Genomic DNA, 18,274 nt, shown 5'->3' on the forward strand with positions numbered 1-18,274 from the left:
GCGCGTTGCGATGGCACGAAGAACGAACCTGCTCGATGAATGGCGCGTCAAGCGGTACGCGCGTGCGTGTCGACGTCACTCGTCGCGGCTGCGCGTCTCGCCGCCGCCTTTCGCGAGGCGCCATGCGATCGCGCCGAGCACGCCGACCGCAACGATCAGCGCGCCCCACAGCACATAGCGGCGCCCGGCATCCGCATCGGCGGCTGCCGCCGGCGTGACCGCCGATACCGGCAGCGCCGCGCCGACGCGGGCGGGCCGCACTTCGGGCGCCATGCCGACCAGCAGCGCGTCGCGGCTCACGGCCGACGACACGAGCGACGCGTCGCCCACGCCGAGCGTAAACGGCGGCGTGCCGCGCGCGACGAAGGTCAGCGCGGCCGGATGCCAGCCGATCGCGACGGCCGGCTGGCCGCCGCCGAGCCCGCCGTTGCGCATGTCGACGATGATGCGCCACACGCGATCCGTATTCGCGCTGAACTCGAGCGGCGGATTGCGCTGCTCGCCGCCCTTGCCCTGCAGCCGGAACAGCACGGTGGCCGCGACGTCGCGCCACGGCGCCTGCGCATCGGCGCGGCTTTGCAGCGTCGCGCGCGCGACGGTGTTCGGCTGCGGCAGGTCGATGCGCACGCGGTCGACCGGATACGCGCCGTCGGTGTCGAACAGATACTCGCCCGGTGCAGCGCCGGCGCGTACCCGCGCGGCGTCGCGCCACTGGCGAGGCACAGACGCCGTATCGGTGCCGCGTGCGTCGCGCGGATGCGTCTCGACGTCGACCGACGCGATCGCCGGCGCGCCGTCGAGCCAGTCCAGCCGCAGATAGCGCGGCGCCGCGCCGTCGAGCGCGATGCGTTCCTGCACAAGCATGTCGTTACCGCGGCCGACCTTCAGCAACTGCGTGCTGCCGAGCGGCCGCCAGCTGCGCAGGTCGTCGCTGGTTTCGACGGACACGCGCCCCTGGTAGCTGTCGTCGTCCACGTGCACGAGCAGCGCATCAATGCTGCCGTCGGTATGCGACAGGTCGACGAGGTCCGCGCCGTGCCGGGTGCGCGAAGGCGTCGCGACCGCCGCGCGCAGCGCGCCGTCCGGACCGACCGTCACGCCGAGCGGCGCGTTGCCGTTCTCGGCGCGCGTGGGCGGCAGCGGGAACCAGTGCACCGGCGTGCGGGACGGCGGCAGGGCGGGCGCGGCCGCGGCCGGCGCGTCGAGCGAATACGGCACCGGCTCGCCCGCGCCGTTGAAGATGCGCACGTCGCCGAGATCGTCGCGGCGGCTCGCCGCATACACGGGCTGCGGCACGGTGAGCTGGTAATACGCGGCGCTGCCGTCGAGGTCGAGCGCGAAGCGCTGCGTGACGCGCCCGGCGTTCGATGCGCCGTCGGCTGCCGCGAACGATGCGAGCAGGCTCAGCCCGAGCAGGGCGGCGAGTCGTTTCATGGCTGGCCGTCCTGTTGGGCGGCGGCCTTCGGCGGCAGCGGCGAGAAATAGCCGATCAACAGCAGCAGCACGCCGATGCCGATGAACGACACGATGCGCTCGATGCCGGTGACGTGCGACAGGTCGAACAGGAACAGCTTGACGACCGTGAGCGCGAGCAGCGCGGCGCCGACGAACCACAGCGGTCGCAGCCCGCGGCGCGTGGCCCAGATCGTGATCGCGAGCGCGCAGACCGTCCAGTACACGGACACCGATGCCTGCACGAGCGTCGATTCGGCCATCGCGCCGAATGCGTACGGCACGCCGGCCCAGTGATGCAGTGTGCGCAGCAGGATCGCGTTCAGCCACAGGAACCCGGTCGCGCCGGCCGCACCCAGCAGCTCGATGCGATACTTGCCGAACGACCAGCCGAGCTTGCGCGCGCGCACGAACCACGACGCGGCGAGCGCATAGACGACCGCGAGCACGAGATCGAGCGGGTTGAACAGCGGCACGCGCGCCCAGCTTCCGCCGTCCTGCGTGAAGTTCGCGTAGAAGGTCCACGCCCACATCACGACGATCAGCGGCAACGACGCGAACGCGCAGACGCGGGCGATGCCGTCGCGGCGCGTCAGCCACATCCCGGCGAACGCGAACAGGCTCCAGCCGACCATGAACACCTGCTGGATGCCGAACGACGACAACACGGTGTCGATGTCGTAGCCCAGGTGGAAGCGGTGATGCAGCGTGCGCAGCATCAGCGCGTTGAACCACAGGAACACGGTCGCGATCGCCACATAGTCGACGATGCGCGGATGCCACGTGACGCTGAGCGTTTTGAGGCGACGCAGCCACGCGGCGAAGGCGACGAAGACGAGACCCTGCGCGATGTCGAGCGGATTGAGCAGCGGCAGCCAGAAGAGCGGCGCTGCGTCGCCGTCGCTCACCGTGCTGGCGATGCTCCACAGCCACAGCAGCGCGGCGAGCGGCGCGGCACCCCACACCTGGTACGCGCGCGGGAACGCCGCGACGGGCCAGCGCAGGCGCGAGCCGGGGCCCGACACGAGCAGGAGCAGTGCGCCGAAGCCATACGCCCATGCGCTCCAGCTCCATGCGCCTTCCGGGACGAACGCGCGCAGGCGCCAGAAACCTTCGAGCGACAGCAGCCCGCACAGGGTCCAGAACGTCAGCGTATGCAGCGGCGCGAGGATGCCTGCTGCAACGGCGGGCGCGGTTCCGTTCGCGGTAGCGGCACCAGTCGTGCCGCGCGACTGGCGCCACAGCAGCGCGAGCCCCGCGCCGACGGCCACGGGCCACGCGAACGCGCCCATGCCCGACAGCGGTGCTTCGTGCGCATCGAACGCGCGCAGCGCGAGCAGCGCCAGCACCGGCGTGAGCGCGAGCGCGGGCCATTCGGCGAGCGGCCACGCGAGCCGGCGGCGCGCGACGTGCGCGAGCCATGCGGTGGCGGCCGCGAACAGCGCGGTCGTATCGACGACGAAGCGGTCGGCATGCAGGTCGACGTGACGGCTCGCATAGACGAGGATCTCGTGCAGCCCGCCGCTGACCCACCACAGCAGCCCCCACGCGGCGGCCGCGACACCGATCTCGGGCATCCATGCGTGCCATGCGCGCGCTTCGCCGCGCCCGTGCAGCCACCAGCCGGTAAACAGGCCGGCGAGTGCGATCAGCAGCATCGCGATGTATGGGCTGTTGAGCACCGGCAGCGCGGTCGCGTCGGCCGGCCCGAGCAGGCTCGTGAAGAACGCGCCGGCCGCGGCGACCTGCATCAGCAGCCCGAAGCCGAACGGCAGCAGGCGTCTCTGGCGCACGCCGAGCCACACGACGGCCGCGCCTTCGATGGCCCACGCGGCGCTGGTCGTCGGCCCCGAGAACGCGAGCGGCACCGCGAGCGTCGCGAAGATGACCGCGAGCGCGAGCATCGATTCGAACAGCAGCCCGAGGCGGTCGCGGCGCCGCGCGAGCCATGCCGCCACCGCGACGTAGAACGCCGACAGCGCGACCGCGCTCCATGCGAGCCCGAACGGCATGCCTTTCACGAGCGACGCCTGCAGCGCGGTCGCGACGATCGGCGTGCCGAACACGAGCGTGCCGTCCACATAGTGTCGCAACGCGAGTTCGCGTTTCACCGCATACAGCAGCGCGATGCCGACATACATCAGGAAGAACAGGACGAGGAACGGCTCGGTGCTCGCGAACAGCGCGGGGCGATAGGCCGTCACGCCCCACGCAGAGCCGATCGTGAACGTGAACGCGAAGCCGAGCAGGTTCAGCGGGCGCCAGGCCTTGAACCACGCGATCGCGAAGATCCCTGCGTTCAGCAGTGCGTAGTAGCTGAACAGCGCGACGTGGTTGCCCTGCCCGGTGGACAGCAGGATCGGTGCGAGGAAGCCGCCCGCGCTGCCCATGAACGCGAGCGGCAGCGCGTTCTGCCGCACCGCGAGGAACGCGCTCAGTGCGCAGACCGCGACCATCAGCGGGAACGCGGCGCCGACGGGCAGCAGCGCATAAAGCTTGGTCGCGGCGAAGATCGTCAGGTACAGGATGCCGACGCCGCCGCCTTGCAGCACGAGGCCGTATGCGGCGCGACGCGCCCGCACGCGCCAGCCGATCGCGAGCAGCGCGGCCGCGGCGAGCGCCGTGCCCGCGAGGCGGAATTCGATCGGCAGCATGTCGTTGTCGGCTGCGTACTTGAGCAGGAACGCGACGCCGAAGAACAGCACGATGATCCCGACGCGCACGACCGTGTTGCCGCCGAGCAGCCAGTCGCGCGCGGCGCCGAAGGCGCGTTCGGCGATACCGGGTTCGCGCGGCGCGGGCGGTTCGGGCGGGGCAGGGCGGATCGGGGTTGTGGGGGCGGCAGCGGTGGTGTTGTCAGCGTTCGCGGACGCAGCGGCGGTGCGTGCCGCGGTTGCCGGTGCAGGCGGTGTGGCGGGCGCCGGCGTCGAAGGGGATGCCGGCGTGCTCGCGCGGGCGGCGGCCGGTGGTGGCGCGGGCGGTGTCGGGAAGTGCGCCGGCAGCGGCGCGGAGGCGGCGCTGGCCGAAGCCGTTGGCGCGATGCCGCCGGAGGTCGTCGCGCCGGCCTTCGCGCCCGCCAGCTGAGCGCGCAGCGTGTCGAGTTCGCGCGTGAGCGTGTCGACGGTGGCTTCGAGGCGCGCGACGCGATCGGCGAGCGGTAACGGGGTGGGAGGCGGTGCGGAGCGGGCAAATGCGTCGGGCGCGACGCGCTGGTTCTGCCGCTTGCGTTGCCGCAGCGCGTGCCCGACCCAGAACCCGACGGCGGCCCCGAGCAGCGAGCCGCTCGCGGCCGAGAAATCCCCGATCAAGGCGGCGATGCCGCCCACGACGAAACCGATTACGGCGAATGCCCAGTTCAACGCCTTGCTCCCTCTCACTATCGTTATCGTCCTTCGATCGCGATCGCACCGGATCGAGGCGGTTTCAGCACGGCCGGCAGGCGAACCGGCATGCGCGCGCCGTGCAGCTTGGCCCTCGTGCGAAAGGCCCGCGGCAGTGTCGCGATCGGCGTGTTTGCGGGGAATGTATCACAGCGTGCGTGCTCCGATTTCCGGGGTTGGCGCGGTATCGCGGCGTGCGCCGTCCGGTGTCGCCATACGGCTTTTTGCACGGTCATGCTTTTTACTGACGAATGCGGCGCGCGCTTTCGTCCGAGTGGATCGGCGCCGGAACGGACGTGAACTTGTCGCAAAACGACGCGTGCCCGATACGGCCTGGCGCAAAACCTCATGTGCCGTTTGCCGCGTTGCTGCGCACAAGGCCGGCGTGCGACGCCCGTCGTTGCTGGCCGTGCGCGTATTGCGCCGCCGCAATCGGCTGCGCGGCCCGCCGGGCGGGGCTGGCGGCCGTGTCGTATTTGCGCAAGCGTTTGTCGTAATTCGTCGGCAGGTCGGGGTTTTTTCTGGCAACTATGTAGGCACGCTATGTATGACAAGCGCGAGTCCCCGCTACACGAGGAGAAGGTTTCGATGGATGCCCCCAAGGTTGTGGTCGAAGGTCTGTGCAAGGTGTTTGGAAGTAATCCGCAGCAGGCGCTCGACATGCTCGCCGCCGGCGCGACGAAGGACGATGTGCTCAAGCGCACCGGCCAGGTCGTCGGCGTGCACAACGTCTCCTTCGATGTGCAGGAAGGCGAAATTTTCGTGCTGATGGGCCTGTCCGGCTCCGGCAAGTCCACGCTGATCCGCCTCGTGAACCGGCTGGTCGATCCGAGCGCCGGCAAGGTGCTGATCGACGGGCTCGACGTCGCGTCGGCGCGCCGCTCGGCGCTGACCGCGCTGCGCCGCAAGGACATGAGCATGGTGTTCCAGTCGTTCGCGCTGATGCCGCATCGCACCGTCGTGTCGAATGCCGCATTCGGGCTCGAAGTCGGCGGCATGGGCAAGAAGGAGCGCGAGCGCCGTGCGATGGAAGTGCTCGAGCAGGTCGGCCTCGCGCCGTTTTCGCACAAGCTGCCGTCCGAGCTGTCGGGCGGCATGCAGCAGCGTGTCGGCCTCGCCCGCGCGCTGGCCGTGAACCCGTCGCTGATGATCATGGACGAGGCGTTCTCCGCGCTCGATCCGCTCAAGCGCCGCGAAATGCAGGACGTGCTGCTGCAACTGCAGAAGGAGCAGCGCCGCACGATCATGTTCGTGTCGCACGATCTGGAGGAAGCGCTGCGGATCGGCAACCGCATCGCGATCATGGAAGGCGGCCGCCTCGTGCAGGTCGGCACGCCGCAGGACATCATCGCGAACCCGGCCGACGATTACGTGCGCGCATTCTTCGACGGCATCGACACCAGCCGCTACCTCACCGCCGGCGATCTGATGCAGACGGGCGCCGTGCCGCTCGTATCGAAGTGCGATGCCGCGAACGTCGCGGCTTCGCTGAACGGCAGCGCCGAGTACGCGTTCGTGCTCGATGCCGCACGCAAGATTCGCGGTTTCGTCACGCGCGAGGCGCTCGGTCAGGAAACGCCGTCCGTGCGTCCGATCGAAAGCATCCGGCGCGATGCGTCGCTCGAACACGTCGTCGCGCGCGTGGTCGCGAGCCCGAATGCACTGCCCGTCGTCGACGACGACGGCTGCTACTGCGGCTCGGTCGATCGTGCGCTCATCCTGAAGGCCATCACGCGTTCGCGAGGCTCCCATGTCTGAAATGATTCCACTCGGTACCTGGGTCGACCAGTCCGTTCACTACCTGCTCGACCACGACGCGAAGACGTTCGACGCGATTGGTCAAGCGATCGAGGGGCTCGCGGCATTCGTCGAGCATGGCCTGCAGGCGATCCCGATGTGGCTGATGATGGCGATCTTCATCGGCGTCGGGCTGTGGCGGGTGGGCTGGCGCTTCGCGCTGTTCACGACGCTGTCGCTGCTGCTGATCTTCGCGACCGGCTTCTGGGACCAGACGGTCATCACGCTCGGCCTCACGCTGTCGTCGACGATCATCAGCCTCGTGCTCGGCATTCCGCTCGGCGTCTGGGCCGCGAAGAGCAAGTGGGTCGCCGCGATCGTGCGCCCGATCCTCGACCTGATGCAGACGATGCCGGCCTTCGTCTACCTGATTCCGGCCGCGATGCTGTTCGGTCTCGGCCGCGTGCCGGGGATCCTGTCGACGGTGATCTTCGCGATGCCGCCCGCGGTGCGTCTCACGAGCCTCGGCATCCGCCACGTGAACCGCGAGATCGTCGAAGCCGGCCAGGCGTTCGGCTGCACGCCGTGGCAACTGCTGTACAAGGTGCAGTTTCCGAACGCGCTGCCGTCGATCATGCAGGGCGTGAACCAGACGATCATGATGGCGCTGTCGATGGTGATCATCGCGTCGATGGTCGGCGCGGGCGGCCTCGGCAACGACGTGCTCGCGAGTATCCAGCGCCTCGACATCGGCCTCGGTTTCGAAAGCGGCCTGTCGGTCGTGCTGCTCGCGATCATTCTCGACCGCATCACCGAGAGCTTCGGCCGCGCGCCGGGCACCGTTAAGGCGCCGCTGTTCTCGGGCCTCAAGCAGCTCTTTCGCGTGAAGGCTTCGCCCGCGCAGGCCTGATTTCCGGTGACCGGAACACCCTCCGGCCGCTCACCCTGAATAGATAACGGCTCCCGCGGCTTCGGCCGCAGGGCTGGCCCCTTGCAACCTCCTCGCCAGGAGACCGATGTGACGTCCGCCGTCGCTGTCGCGCCCGCCGCCTGCGTTTCACCGGTTTCGTCCCTCGCCCATTTCGGCTTCCTGACGCTGCCGAACTTCTCGATGATCGCGTTCTCGAGCGCGGTCGAAGTGCTTCGGATGGCGAACTACGTCGGGCGGGCGGATCACTACAAGTGGTCGATCTACTCGCTCGACGGCGCGCCGGCGCATGCCAGCAACGGCATCGCGGTGCGGCCCACGCAGGCGCTCGACTACGAGAACCTGCCCGACGTGATGATCGTGTGCGGCGGCATTCGCATCCGCGACGTGGTCGACGACGGCGCGCGCGATACGCTCGCGGCGCTCGCCGAACGCGGGCTGCCGCTCGGCGGCATCTGCACGGGCGCCTATGCGCTGATGTCGAGCGGGCTGCTCGACGGCTATCGCTGCACCGTGCACTGGGAGAACCTGTCCGCGCTGCATTCCGAATTTCCGCAGGTGGGCTTTGCCGACGAATTGTTCGTCGTCGATCGCGACCGGCTGACCTGCACCGGCGGCACCGCGCCGCTCGACCTGATGCTGAACCTCGTCGGCATGCGGTTCGGCCAGCAACTGGCCGCGCAGGTATCCGAGCAGTTCATCCTGGAGCGCATCCGCAGTTCGACCGATACGCAGCCGATTCCCGTCGATGCGCGGGTGGGCTTCTCGCGCGCGGAGCTGATCGAGGTCGTGCGGCTGATGGAGGCGAACATCGAGGAGCCGCTGTCGCTCGAGGAGCTCGCGCGGCTCGTGCGGCTGTCGCAGCGGCATCTGCAGCGCATGTTCAAGGTGTACCTGAACGTATCGCCGACCCACTATTACCTGACGCTGCGCCTGAAACGCGCACGCGACCTGCTGCGTACGACCGACGCATCGATCGCGCGCGTGACGACGGTGTGCGGCTTTCATTCGCCGTGTCATTTCAGCAAGGCTTACCGCGCGCAGTTCGGCCATGCGCCGAGCTACGAGCGTCGGCTGCCGGGGCGCTGAACGGGGCCAATCAATCGGTCCGCGACGTCGCCGGGATCGCGGCGCGCGGCTTCAATAAACGATCCCGCATTCATGCAAACGACATCACTTTGAGGAGAAGAAAGATGAAGCGCCTATTGATCGCAGCGGTGTGCGGGATCGGGATGACCGCGCCGATGTCGGCCGTCTATGCGGCCGATCCGCCCGTATGCAAGAACGTGCGCTTCGCCGATGTCGGCTGGTCCGACATCGCGGCGACCACGGGCCTCGCATCGACGATGCTGCAGGGGCTCGGCTACAACCCGACGAAGACGATCGCCTCGGTGCCGATCACGTTCGCGGGGATCAAGAGCAAGCAGATCGACGTGTTCCTCGGCTACTGGTCGCCGACGATGGACCCGATCATCCAGCCGTTCACGAAGGCCGGCACGATCAAGGTGCTCGCGACGCCGAACCTGACCGGCGCGAAATACACGCTCGCGGTGCCCGACTACGTGTACCAGGGCGGCCTGAAGTCGTTCGCCGACATCCAGAAGTTCGCGGACAAGCTGAACGGCAAGATCTACGGGATCGAGCCGGGCAACGACGGCAATGCGCTGATCAAGAAGATGATCGACGGCAACCAGTTCGGCCTCGGCAAGTTCAAGCTGGTCGAATCGAGCGAAGCCGGGATGCTGGTCGAGGTGAACCGCGCGGCCCGCGACAAGCAGTGGATCGTGTTTCTCGGCTGGGAACCGCATCCGATGAACGTGCAGATGAAGATCGACTACCTGACCGGCGGCGACGACGTGTTCGGCCCGAACTACGGCGAAGCGAAGGTGCTGACGGCGACGCCGCCCGACTACGCGCAGCGCTGCCCGAACGTCGCGAAGTTCGTGTCGAACCTGCAGTTCACGACGTCGATCGAGAACCACGTGATGGCGCCGATCATGAACAAGCAGGATCCGAACAAGGCCGCCGCCGACTGGCTGAAGGCGAACCCGCAGGCGCTCGACAAGTGGCTGGCCGGCGTGACGACGCTCGACGGCAAGCCGGGCCTGCCGGCGGTGAAGGCGTACCTCGGCGTGCATTGAGCGTGGCGTGTCGGGCTTTGCGGCTGCGGCCCGAAGCCTGACGTGAATGTTGAGCCGGCGCAAGCAGGGTGACCTGCTTGCGCCGGCTTTTTGCTGCGTGCTTCGCGCGCCGTCCGACGATCGCGGGACGATGCGCTAGACTGCTCGATCCCCGATCGAGGAGACGGCAATGACCCGCAACCCGCTTGATGCATCCGGACGGCAACACGCAGCCGGCACGCGGCCGAATGGCGCGACCGCTTCGGTCGACACCGGCTGCAACCGGACGGTCCGGTACTTCGGCCATTCATTCGCATGAACCGCATCGAGCAAGTCGTGCTCGCCGCCGATCTCGCGGGCACGGCGGTGTTCGCGATCGAAGGCGCCAATGCGGCGATCGGCGCCGGACTCGACCTGTTCGGGGTGATGGTGCTGTCGCTGGTCGTCGCGCTCGGCGGCGGCGTGATTCGCGACCTGCTGATCGGCGCCCGCCCGCCGAGTGCCGTGAGCGACTGGCGTTACCCGGCGCTCGCGTTCGCCGCCGGGCTGTTCGCATTCGTGTTCCATGCGCGGGTTGCGTCGTTCTCGCCGTCGCTGCTGACGACGCTCGATGCGGCCGGCCTCGCGTTGTTCGCGGTCGCGGGCGCGGTGAAGGCGCTCGAATTCCGCGTCCACCCGTTCATCGCAACGCTGATGGGCGCGGTGACCGGCTGCGGGGGCGGCGTCGTGCGCGATCTGCTGCTCGCGCGGATACCGGTCGTGCTGGTCACGGACATCTATGCGAGTGCGGCGCTGTTCGGCGCGGTCGTCGTCGTGTCGTGCCGGCGACTCGGTTGTCCGCCGGTCGTCGCGGCCGTGCTCGGCGGTGTCGCGTGCTTTGCGCTGCGGATGGCGGCGGTGCGCTTCGGCTGGCAGTTGCCGAAAATTGCCGAGGGGACGTAAGCGCGCGACTCACGACCCCTTCGTCGTCGCCGGCACGTCGAACACGCGATCGAACGCCCACTGGAACACGAACGCGTAGCAGAAGAAGAACGCGAACAGCCCGATATCGACGACGAACGCGTCGAACCACGAGATGTCGAGCCACCACGACACGACCGGCACGAGGATGAAGATCAGCCCGCCCTCGAATCCGCTGGCGTGCAGGATCCGCCGCCCGAACGTACGCGCCGGTTGCCGGCGCGACGCTTCCCAGCGCTCGAACAGCGCGTTGAAGATCATGTTCCACAGCAGCGCGATCGCCGACATCGTCGCCGACAGCGCGCCCGAATAGACGAGGTCCTGCTTGAAGAGCGCCGCGATCACGGGCGAGATGCAGGAAATGGCGATCGCTTCGTAGAGCACCGCCTGCGTGATCCTGCGCGGTAGGCCTTGCACGGGGTTCCTCCGGTTGGACGGCAACCATCGCGGCGCCATGCCGCAACGTCCCGCAAGGCTAGTCGCGTTGCGCACCCGCTTCAATTCACCTAATCTCACCCCGATTGAATCGAATTCAACCCGGCCGCATCCGGCCCGCGAGGCTCCGTGTTCTCGAAAATTCCCCTGACCGCATTGCGTGTATTCGAAGCGTCGGCGCGGCTCGGCACGTTCAAGGCCGCCGCGGACGAGCTGTCCGTGACGCCGGCTGCAGTGTCGCACCAGATCAAGTCGCTCGAGAGCCGCGTCGGTGTGCTGCTGTTCGAGCGCGGCGCGGGCGGCGTGCGGCTGACGGAAGACGGCGAGCGGCTGTTTCGCGCGAGTCACGATGCGTTGCTGGCGTTGAGCCGCGGGCTCGACGCCGTGCGTCCGGATGCGGCCGACGAGCGCCCGCTCGTGCTGACCACCACGCCCGCCTTTGCGGCGATGTGGCTGATTCCACGTCTCGGTGCGTTTCGCCGCGTCGATCCGCATCTGCACATCAAGGTCGAAACGGGGAACGCGCTCGTCGATCTCGAACGCGATGCACGCGTCGATCTCGCGATTCGCGCGACGTCGCGCACGTTTCCCGCGCTGCACGAGATTGCGTTGATCGACGAGTATTTCGGCGCGTATGCGGCCGCCGGGTTCGATGCGCATCGCACCGACGAGCCGCTCGACCTGATCGAGACCGTGTGGGATACGCCGCTGCCGGTGTCGGTCGACTGGGCGTCGTGGTGTCGTGCGGCGGGCCGGGAAGCGTGGCTCGAACGGGCGGTGTTTCGCCATTACGACGACGAGCATTACGCGTTGCAGGCCGTGCTGCACGGGCAGGGTATCGCGCTGCTCAGTTCCGTGCTGGCCGCCGAGCATGTCGAGCGCGGTGCGTTGACGCCGATCGAACCCACGGTGCGGCTCGACGGTGCGCGCTTCGTCGCGCTGTGCCGGCCGGGGCGCGAGCGCGAGCCGCAGGTCAGGCGGTTTCTCGACTGGCTCGAAGCGGAAATCGCAGGGACGCGCGATGCGGTCGGGCGGATGGCGCCCGATGATGCTCGCGCCGCTACCCGAACCTGACGCAATACACCGGCGGCAAATGCGCCGATACCTGTCGCCAATTGTCGCCGCCATCGACGGACGTCCATAACCCGCCGGTCGTCGACGCCATCGCGAGGTGCGTGCCGGAATCGTCCACCGCGAGCCCGTGCCGGTACACGAGGTCGTACGCGGGTGCGGTCGGCAACCCGCTCGACAGGCTCTCGAAACTGCGGCCGCCGTCGCGCGTGCGCGTGACGACGAACCGGCCGTTCACCGGAATCCGGCACGCGTCCTTCACGGCCGGCACGAACCACGCGGTATCCGGTTCGTGCGGATGCACGGCCACCGCGAAACCGAAGCTCGACGGTTGCGCTTCGATCCGCCGCCAGTGTTCGCCGCCGTCGGTCGAGCGGAAGATCGCGCAGTGATGCTGCGTCCACAGCACGTCGGGGTTGGCCGCGCACTGCACGACGCGGTGCGGATCCTGCATGTTCGGCTCGCCGCGTCGCTCGGGCGGCATGTAGTCGGCTTCCATGCCTTCCGCGGTCACGCGCCACGTCGCGCCGCCGTCGACGGTCTGCCAGACGCCGCCGCACGAGATGCCGACGGTGACGTGCCGGCTGTCGCGCGGATCGACCATCACCGAATGGATGCCCGGCGCGTCGTACCCGCCGCCGCCCCATTCGGCGCGTTCGGGGCGATCCCACAGCGGGCGGTTGAGTCCCCACGAATCGCCGTGGTCGTCGGAGCGGAACAGGCCGCCCGGAATCGTGCCGGCCCACAGGACGCCGGGTTCATCCGCGCCACCGGATTCGAGCGACCAGATTTGCTGAAGCGTCCACGGCGGCTGCGGCGACCCGGCAGGCTCGTCGTCGGTGTCGCCGCTGCCAGCGTGCGTATCGGCACGGGCGGGCGACGCGTCGGCAGGCTGCGGCGGATAAACCGGGGCTGCACATTCCTCCCAGTCGGTGGCGCCTGCGGGCAGCCGATGCAACTTCACGCCAAAATGGCCGAGATTGAGCGCCGCATACAGCGTGCCGTCGCGCGGGTCGGCGAGCGCCATGCTGACGGGCTCGCCGATGAAATGCGGTTCGCCGAGCGTCCAGCCGCCATGACCGTCGGGTTGCAGGACGAACAGGCCCTTGCGGGTGGCGACGAGCAGTCGATCGTTCATTTGCGATGTCTCCTGATGGTCCGCCTTGGCGCGACGGCGCTTGGTATTGGGGGATTAGCCTGTGCATCGACCCCTTTATCCGCCGGTCAGCGCCTGCACGACATACACGCGGCTGGCATCGCCGAGCGCATCGGACAGGCGCTGCCGGTCGCGGATCGGCTGGCCGTCGATGAACACCGACAGGTGCTTCCGCAGCGCGCCCTGGTCGTCGACGATATAGCCGCGCAGCCGCGGCTGCTCACTGAAAATGGTGTCGAATGCTTCGCCGACCGTGTGCGCGTCGATGTCGCGCTCGGGCGTTTCGACATGCCGCTGGATCGATGCGGCGAAGAAGAGGTGCGCCATGGCGGTAGCTGGCAGGAGCCGCACGAAGGGATGGCTTGTAGTTTAGGCGATCCGGCGGGTGTCGAACGGTGGAACGGAGCGGCCGTGCGCGGCGCGTATACGTGACGGGCGGCTGCTAAACCGGAATCGACCGCCCCCTGATCCGGATCCCGAGTCGCACGACGCCGATCACCGCACTCGACAGCCACGTGAGCCAGCGCGGCATTCCGCGCCGGCGGATATCGAGCAGCAGCACAATCCTTACTTCGTCGCTGTCGTTCCACACCTCGTGCGTGAACGTGTCGTCCCACAGCAGGAAGCGGCCTTCGTCGAGCCGGTATTCGTGGCCGTCGACCTTCAGCACGGCGGCCGGCGTGCCGTCCGCGCGCTTCGGCATCGACAGCACGAGATAACCGCGCAGGATGCCGCGAAACGGCCCGCGATGCGGCGGGATGTGCTTGCCGGGCGCGAGGAACGACAGCGACGCGGACAGCACGTCCGGCGACGCCGCGACGAGCGACGCGACGCTCGGGCAGCGCGACAGGTTGCGCGCAAACGGCTGGCCGTACGCTTGCATGATGAACATCCGCCAGTCGCGTGCGTCGTTGGCCGAGATGTCGTACTGCTCGCGCATGATTTCGTGAAAGCGCGGGATGCGCGGCATGTCGCGTGCGACGTCGAGCGCCTCCGCGCGGATCGCGGGCCATGCGCGCACGAAACGCTCGGCATCCGGGAATGCGGCCGCGTCGAGCACCGCACCGCTGTCGATATGGCGGTCGTACAGCGTGCGCAGCAGGGCGGCTGCATGGTCGTAGGCGGCGGACATGGTCGATCGATGGGCGGTCCGGATGAAGTGGTGGTCAGTCTGCCCGAAGCACGACGGGCACTGCGTTACGTCAGGTTACGCCGGCTGACGAACGAATGACAGTTCGTTGAAGGTTCGGCAGGCGCGAATGGATAAGCCGGGAATAAACATGGTCCCTCCGTCGTCATACGGGTGTAGCACGTCGTCTCGTTGACTGATGAAGGAGGGAACATGAACATGCACTGGCTGGTGGCCGCCACGGTGGCGGCGATGTCTCTCGCAGGTGTCGCGACGCAAGCGTCGGCACAGGCGCTCACGCGCGAGCAGGTCCGGCAGGAACTGATCGATGCAGAAAACAACGGGCTGCGCTTCGTGACCGATACGTCGTATCCGGACGTGAGCCCGCTGTTCCATCAGCAGGCCGAGCGGATGCCGCAGCGGCAGGCCAGCACGGCGGTCGGCGGCGATCCGGCCATGTCGTCCGACGCGGGCAAGCCGGCGGCGATGCCGCCGCGTCAACGCGCCGCCGCATGCGTCGGCCCCGCGAGCTTCTGCACGATCTATTTCGGAAGCTGATCCACCCGCCTGCATCCGCAGGTCACGCATGCCCCGTGGTTGATGGTTACGTCACATTGAAGGAGTTCATGATGAAAACATATATCGCAGTACTGACGATGATCGGTGCGATCGTCGGTCAGTCGGCTTTCGCGCAATCGGCCGCGCCGCTGACGCGTGCGCAGGTTCGCGACGAACTGATGCGTCTCGAAGCGGCCGGGTACGACCCGGCGAAGGGCGACGAAGGCGAGTATCCGGCCGACATCCAGGCCGCGGAAGCGAAGCTCGCCGAGCAGGACCGGGCGCGCATGGCGGCGTCGGCTGCGCGGGCGGCCGAACCCGGCATGCCGGCGCAGGTCGGCAACTAGGTGCCGACATGATCGTGTGTGAAGTCTGGCCGTCGTGTTCGCGGGACGGCAAACCGCATGTCCTTCGCGCCATGCGACGTGCCCGAAGGGTGCCGGCCGCGATGCCGCTCGTTGTGCGCCGCCTCGTGCGGCGTCGCAATCAGCTCGTCAACCGGTCACGATGAGCATGCGGGCCGATCACCACGGCATCATGCGCTGCACGACCCGATCGCGCAGCACGAAGCGGTGCATCAGCGCGGCCGCCACGTGCAGGCAGATACCGGCGAACAGCACCCACGCGAGGATGCCGTGCACGTCGCCCATCGCGTGACCGAATCCGGAGCCGGCCGCCGACAGCGCCGGCAACGGAATGACGCCGACCAGCGTCACGGCCCACGCGCGCGACGACGCGTTGATCCAGCCGAGCAGCGGCACCACGATCAGCAGCGCGTAGAGCGCGCCGTGCGTGATGCCCGACAGCGCGCGCATCGCGGGCGACAGGTCGCTGGCAGGCGGGCGGTGCGTCGCACGCCACAGCACGCGGCACGCCATCGCCGCGAGCAGCGCCGTGCCGACGAGCAGGTGCGCGGCGATCAAGCCTACCGGTTGCGTGTCGCGATGCACGTCGGGCATTGTCCAGCCGATCGCGTATTGCGCGACGACCAGCGCCACGATCAGCCAGTGGAGGAAGCGGGCAACGGCGTCATAGCGGCTAGGTGTGGACATGAAGGCTCCTGACGGGCATGAGGGGGCAGGGTTCGGCGGATTCTACGGTCGAATCCTTAACGAAACGTTAAGCACGCGGCGTCGACTGGCCCGCATCCGCCGACGGGAGCGTGATCGCCACGCCGAGGCCCTGGCCGCCGATGCCGGATTCGAATTGCACGGTGCCGCCGAAGTATTGCGCGATGCGGATCACGATCGACAGTCCGAGCCCGCTGCCGGGCGACTGCGTGCCGCTGCCGCGATAGAAGCGATCGCCGAGCCGTTCGTGCTCGCCGGGTGCGACACCGGGCCCGTCGTCGCGCACGACGATGCGTTGCAGTGCGCCGTCGTCGTGTACGCCGAGCTCGATGCGCCCGCCGTGGCGGCCGTACTTGACGGCGTTGTCGACGAGATTGTCGAGCAGGATGCCGATCAGGATCGGATCGGCGTCGATCGCCCGCGCGGAGCATTCGCCGCGCACGATGTCGATGGCCTTGTCCGCGGCTTTCGGCAGATGGCGCTCGATCGCGGCGTCGACGAGTTCGCGCACGACCACCGCGCGTGCCGGAATGCGTTCGTATTCGTCGAGCCGCGCGAGCAGCAGCAACTGTTCGGCGAGCCGCGCGCTGCGGTCGACGCCTTGCACGACGCGCTGCATCGCCAACGCCTTGCGCGCCGGATCGTCGGTCGCGATCGCCACCTGGGCCTGCACCTTGATCGCGGCGAGCGGCGTCTTGAGTTCGTGCGCGGCGTCGGACGTGAACGCGCGCTCGCGCACGATCGATTGCCGCAGCCTCGCCAGCAGGCGGTCGATCGCGTCGACCAGCGTGCGCACTTCGTCCGGTACGGCCGCGATGCCGAGCGGTTCGAGCGATCGCGCATCGCGCGCGCCGATCAGCGCGGACAGCGTCTTCAACGGCGCGAGACTGCGGCCGATCATGACCCAGAGCAGCAGCGCGAGCACCGGTAGCGCGACGATCACCGGCAGGACGATGCCGCGTGCGATGCCGGTCGCCAGATCGCTGCGTGTATTGACGGTCTCCATCACGCGCACGCGGCGCCCCGACGTGTTGTCGCGCAGCGTATACGTGCGCCACTGCGTGTCGCCGATGACGATCGTCTGCGGGGCGCCGCGCGGGTCACGCGCATCGGGCAACCCTGCCGCGGCAGCGGGAAGGCTCGACGCCACGACGTTGCCTTGCGCGTCCCGCACGTCGAACAGCACGTCGCGCGGCAAGCGGTCGCCGTCGTTGTAGGGCCCTGGGTCCGATGCGCCGAACGCGAGTTCGACCCGCGCGTCGGGTGGTACGCGGGCGAGGCGGTCGAGGTCGGCCGGTGCGAGATTGACCAGCAGCGATGCGTATTCGGCGAGACGGGCATCCTCCCATTCGCCGATCTCACGCGTCGCGTAGTGGATGCTGCCGAACACCGCGACGAGCCAGACGGCGGTCACGCAGCCGATCGCCATCAGCGACACGCGGCGTCGTATCGAGCCGGCGATCATCGGAGTTCGATTACGTAGCCGATACCGCGGACGGTACGAATCAGCTCCGCGCCGAGCTTCTTGCGCAGGTTCGAAACATGGACCTCGATCGCATTGCTTTCGATGCCCTCCTGCCAGCCGTACAGGCCGTCCTCGAGACGCGCGCGCGACTGCGGCATGCCCGGGTGGCTGACGAGCTGAACGAGGATCGCCCACTCGCGCGACGTCAGCGCGATGCGCGCCGCATCGCGCGTCACGGTATGCGTGGTCAGGTCGATCGTGATGTCGCGCCATACGATCTCGTCGCCGGCACGGCCCTGCGAGCGCCGCACGAGCGCGCGGCAGCGGGCGAGCACTTCGGACAGCTCGAACGGTTTCGCGAGATAGTCGTCGGCGCCGTCGTCGAGGCCGCGGACACGGTCGGCCACGGTGCCGCGTGCGGTCAGCACCAGCACGGGGACCGTATCGCCCGCGTCGCGCAGCGCGCGCAGCAGTTCCGTGCCCGATTTGCCGGGCAGGCCGAGATCGAGCACGACGAGCGCGAAGCGCGTCGTCGCGAGCGCTGCGGCGGCCGCATGACCGTCGCGCAACCAGTCGACGTGATAGCCGGCCTGACCAAGGCTGATCTCGAGGCCGCTGCCGATCAGGTCGTCGTCTTCAACAAGGAGGAGTCGCATGGTCGATTCGTGTGCAAGCGTCTGCGATTGTACGAGTGACTGTGCGCACCGTGAAACGGATTGTAATTGCGCTGCCTCAAATGCCGGCCGATTCTGAAGAACGCTTAAGGTTCGGCGCCGGCAATCCCGCTACCATCGGCCTCAACATATCTCGGGT

17 protein-coding genes and 1 pseudogene are annotated in these 18,274 nt (G+C 68.4%); 9 read left to right on the top strand and 9 right to left on the bottom strand.

The window, feature by feature from the left end; translation table 11 throughout:
* Positions 1 to 75: 75 nt before the first annotated feature.
* On the bottom strand, positions 76 to 1,434 hold the full coding sequence (locus tag HWW87_RS35095) for a DUF3999 domain-containing protein (RefSeq protein ID WP_175824111.1): 1,359 nt from the start codon (positions 1,432 to 1,434) through the stop codon (positions 76 to 78).
* Positions 1,431 to 4,811: a DUF2339 domain-containing protein gene (locus HWW87_RS35100; protein WP_175824112.1), complete on the bottom strand. Its 3,381-nt coding sequence runs from the start codon at positions 4,809 to 4,811 to the stop codon at positions 1,431 to 1,433. The genes HWW87_RS35095 and HWW87_RS35100 overlap by 4 nt, the downstream gene beginning before the upstream one ends.
* 483 nt (positions 4,812 to 5,294) lie before the next feature.
* Here HWW87_RS35100 and HWW87_RS35105 point away from each other — a divergent pair.
* The 6 genes and pseudogenes from HWW87_RS35105 to HWW87_RS35125 all read left to right on the top strand — a co-directional run.
* Positions 5,295 to 6,590, top strand: a pseudogene (locus tag HWW87_RS35105) (glycine betaine/L-proline ABC transporter ATP-binding protein); the annotation flags it as partial.
* Entirely contained in the window at positions 6,583 to 7,479 is an 897-nt protein-coding gene (gene choW, locus HWW87_RS35110) for a choline ABC transporter permease subunit (protein ID WP_175824113.1), read from the top strand. The pseudogene HWW87_RS35105 and the gene choW, both read left to right, overlap by 8 nt.
* 108 nt (positions 7,480 to 7,587) lie before the next feature.
* Positions 7,588 to 8,586 carry a GlxA family transcriptional regulator gene (locus HWW87_RS35115; protein ID WP_175824114.1) on the top strand — a complete coding sequence of 333 codons (999 nt, stop codon included), beginning with the start codon at positions 7,588 to 7,590 and terminating at the stop codon, positions 8,584 to 8,586.
* Between the two features lie 104 nt (positions 8,587 to 8,690).
* Positions 8,691 to 9,638, top strand: a complete 948-nt coding sequence (locus tag HWW87_RS35120; protein WP_174385424.1) for a choline ABC transporter substrate-binding protein — start codon at positions 8,691 to 8,693, stop codon at positions 9,636 to 9,638.
* Between the two features lie 169 nt (positions 9,639 to 9,807).
* A complete protein-coding gene (locus tag HWW87_RS37490) occupies positions 9,808 to 9,936 on the top strand; it encodes a hypothetical protein (protein WP_279608068.1) in 129 nt (42 codons plus the stop codon).
* Positions 9,933 to 10,559 carry a trimeric intracellular cation channel family protein gene (locus tag HWW87_RS35125; RefSeq protein ID WP_175824115.1) on the top strand — a complete coding sequence of 209 codons (627 nt, stop codon included), beginning with the start codon at positions 9,933 to 9,935 and terminating at the stop codon, positions 10,557 to 10,559. Before HWW87_RS37490 ends, HWW87_RS35125 begins: the two co-directional genes overlap by 4 nt.
* Before the next feature lie 9 nt (positions 10,560 to 10,568).
* Here the strand turns inward: HWW87_RS35125 and HWW87_RS35130 are convergent, their stop codons facing one another.
* Positions 10,569 to 10,994, bottom strand: a complete 426-nt coding sequence (locus tag HWW87_RS35130; RefSeq protein WP_175824116.1) for a PACE efflux transporter — start codon at positions 10,992 to 10,994, stop codon at positions 10,569 to 10,571.
* 147 nt (positions 10,995 to 11,141) lie between these two features.
* Here HWW87_RS35130 and HWW87_RS35135 point away from each other — a divergent pair, with 147 nt between their 5' ends.
* Entirely contained in the window at positions 11,142 to 12,086 is a 945-nt protein-coding gene (locus tag HWW87_RS35135; protein ID WP_175824117.1) for a LysR substrate-binding domain-containing protein, read from the top strand.
* On the opposite strand, the gene HWW87_RS35140 is transcribed toward HWW87_RS35135, so the two are convergent.
* The 3 genes from HWW87_RS35140 to HWW87_RS35150 form a co-directional block, all read right to left on the bottom strand.
* Positions 12,073 to 13,221 (bottom strand): exo-alpha-sialidase, encoded by a 1,149-nt coding sequence (locus HWW87_RS35140; RefSeq protein ID WP_175824118.1) that lies wholly within the window; start codon positions 13,219 to 13,221, stop codon positions 12,073 to 12,075. The genes HWW87_RS35135 and HWW87_RS35140 overlap by 14 nt on opposite strands.
* 75 nt (positions 13,222 to 13,296) lie before the next feature.
* The gene (locus tag HWW87_RS35145) at positions 13,297 to 13,566 is read right to left on the bottom strand and encodes a MoaD/ThiS family protein (RefSeq protein ID WP_089500577.1); all 270 of its coding nucleotides are present in this window, start codon (positions 13,564 to 13,566) and stop codon (positions 13,297 to 13,299) included.
* 115 nt (positions 13,567 to 13,681) lie between these two features.
* Entirely contained in the window at positions 13,682 to 14,371 is a 690-nt protein-coding gene (locus HWW87_RS35150; protein ID WP_175824119.1) for an aspartyl/asparaginyl beta-hydroxylase domain-containing protein, read from the bottom strand.
* Between the two features lie 210 nt (positions 14,372 to 14,581).
* Here HWW87_RS35150 and HWW87_RS35155 point away from each other — a divergent pair, with 210 nt between their 5' ends.
* Positions 14,582 to 14,926 carry a DUF4148 domain-containing protein gene (locus HWW87_RS35155; RefSeq protein ID WP_175824120.1) on the top strand — a complete coding sequence of 115 codons (345 nt, stop codon included), beginning with the start codon at positions 14,582 to 14,584 and terminating at the stop codon, positions 14,924 to 14,926.
* A 71-nt stretch (positions 14,927 to 14,997) separates the two neighbouring features.
* Complete coding sequence (locus tag HWW87_RS35160; protein ID WP_175824121.1) at positions 14,998 to 15,273, top strand: DUF4148 domain-containing protein; 276 nt, start codon at positions 14,998 to 15,000, stop codon at positions 15,271 to 15,273.
* Positions 15,274 to 15,450: 177 nt separating this feature from the next.
* Here the strand turns inward: HWW87_RS35160 and HWW87_RS35165 are convergent, their stop codons facing one another.
* The 3 genes from HWW87_RS35165 to HWW87_RS35175 all read right to left on the bottom strand — a co-directional run bounded on the left by HWW87_RS35165 (position 15,451) and on the right by HWW87_RS35175 (position 18,117).
* Positions 15,451 to 15,978, bottom strand: coding sequence for a cytochrome b (locus tag HWW87_RS35165; RefSeq protein ID WP_175824122.1), 528 nt, complete (start codon positions 15,976 to 15,978; stop codon positions 15,451 to 15,453).
* Positions 15,979 to 16,045: 67 nt separating this feature from the next.
* On the bottom strand, positions 16,046 to 17,461 hold the full coding sequence (locus HWW87_RS35170; RefSeq protein WP_175824123.1) for an ATP-binding protein: 1,416 nt from the start codon (positions 17,459 to 17,461) through the stop codon (positions 16,046 to 16,048).
* Positions 17,458 to 18,117 carry a response regulator gene (locus tag HWW87_RS35175; protein WP_175824124.1) on the bottom strand — a complete coding sequence of 220 codons (660 nt, stop codon included), beginning with the start codon at positions 18,115 to 18,117 and terminating at the stop codon, positions 17,458 to 17,460. Before HWW87_RS35175 ends, HWW87_RS35170 begins: the two co-directional genes overlap by 4 nt.
* Between the last annotated feature and the right edge of the window lie 157 nt (positions 18,118 to 18,274).

Source organism: Burkholderia sp. BCC0419 (genome assembly GCF_902830285.1).
Lineage (GTDB): Bacteria > Pseudomonadota > Gammaproteobacteria > Burkholderiales > Burkholderiaceae > Burkholderia.

Bases quoted from the DNA above. Each gene is read 5' to 3' on its own strand.
- HWW87_RS35095 (WP_175824111.1), bottom strand. From the start codon at position 1,434: ATGAAACGACTCGCCGCCCTGCTCGGGCTGAGCCTGCTCGCATCGTTC.
- choW (WP_175824113.1), top strand. From the start codon at position 6,583: ATGTCTGAAATGATTCCACTCGGTACCTGGGTCGACCAGTCCGTTCAC.
- HWW87_RS35120 (WP_174385424.1), top strand. From the start codon at position 8,691: ATGAAGCGCCTATTGATCGCAGCGGTGTGCGGGATCGGGATGACCGCG.
- HWW87_RS37490 (WP_279608068.1), top strand. From the start codon at position 9,808: ATGACCCGCAACCCGCTTGATGCATCCGGACGGCAACACGCAGCCGGC.
- HWW87_RS35125 (WP_175824115.1), top strand. From the start codon at position 9,933: ATGAACCGCATCGAGCAAGTCGTGCTCGCCGCCGATCTCGCGGGCACG.
- HWW87_RS35140 (WP_175824118.1), bottom strand. From the start codon at position 13,221: ATGAACGATCGACTGCTCGTCGCCACCCGCAAGGGCCTGTTCGTCCTG.
- HWW87_RS35145 (WP_089500577.1), bottom strand. From the start codon at position 13,566: ATGGCGCACCTCTTCTTCGCCGCATCGATCCAGCGGCATGTCGAAACG.
- HWW87_RS35150 (WP_175824119.1), bottom strand. From the start codon at position 14,371: ATGTCCGCCGCCTACGACCATGCAGCCGCCCTGCTGCGCACGCTGTAC.
- HWW87_RS35155 (WP_175824120.1), top strand. From the start codon at position 14,582: ATGAACATGCACTGGCTGGTGGCCGCCACGGTGGCGGCGATGTCTCTC.
- HWW87_RS35160 (WP_175824121.1), top strand. From the start codon at position 14,998: ATGAAAACATATATCGCAGTACTGACGATGATCGGTGCGATCGTCGGT.
- HWW87_RS35165 (WP_175824122.1), bottom strand. From the start codon at position 15,978: ATGTCCACACCTAGCCGCTATGACGCCGTTGCCCGCTTCCTCCACTGG.
- HWW87_RS35170 (WP_175824123.1), bottom strand. From the start codon at position 17,461: ATGATCGCCGGCTCGATACGACGCCGCGTGTCGCTGATGGCGATCGGC.
- HWW87_RS35175 (WP_175824124.1), bottom strand. From the start codon at position 18,117: ATGCGACTCCTCCTTGTTGAAGACGACGACCTGATCGGCAGCGGCCTC.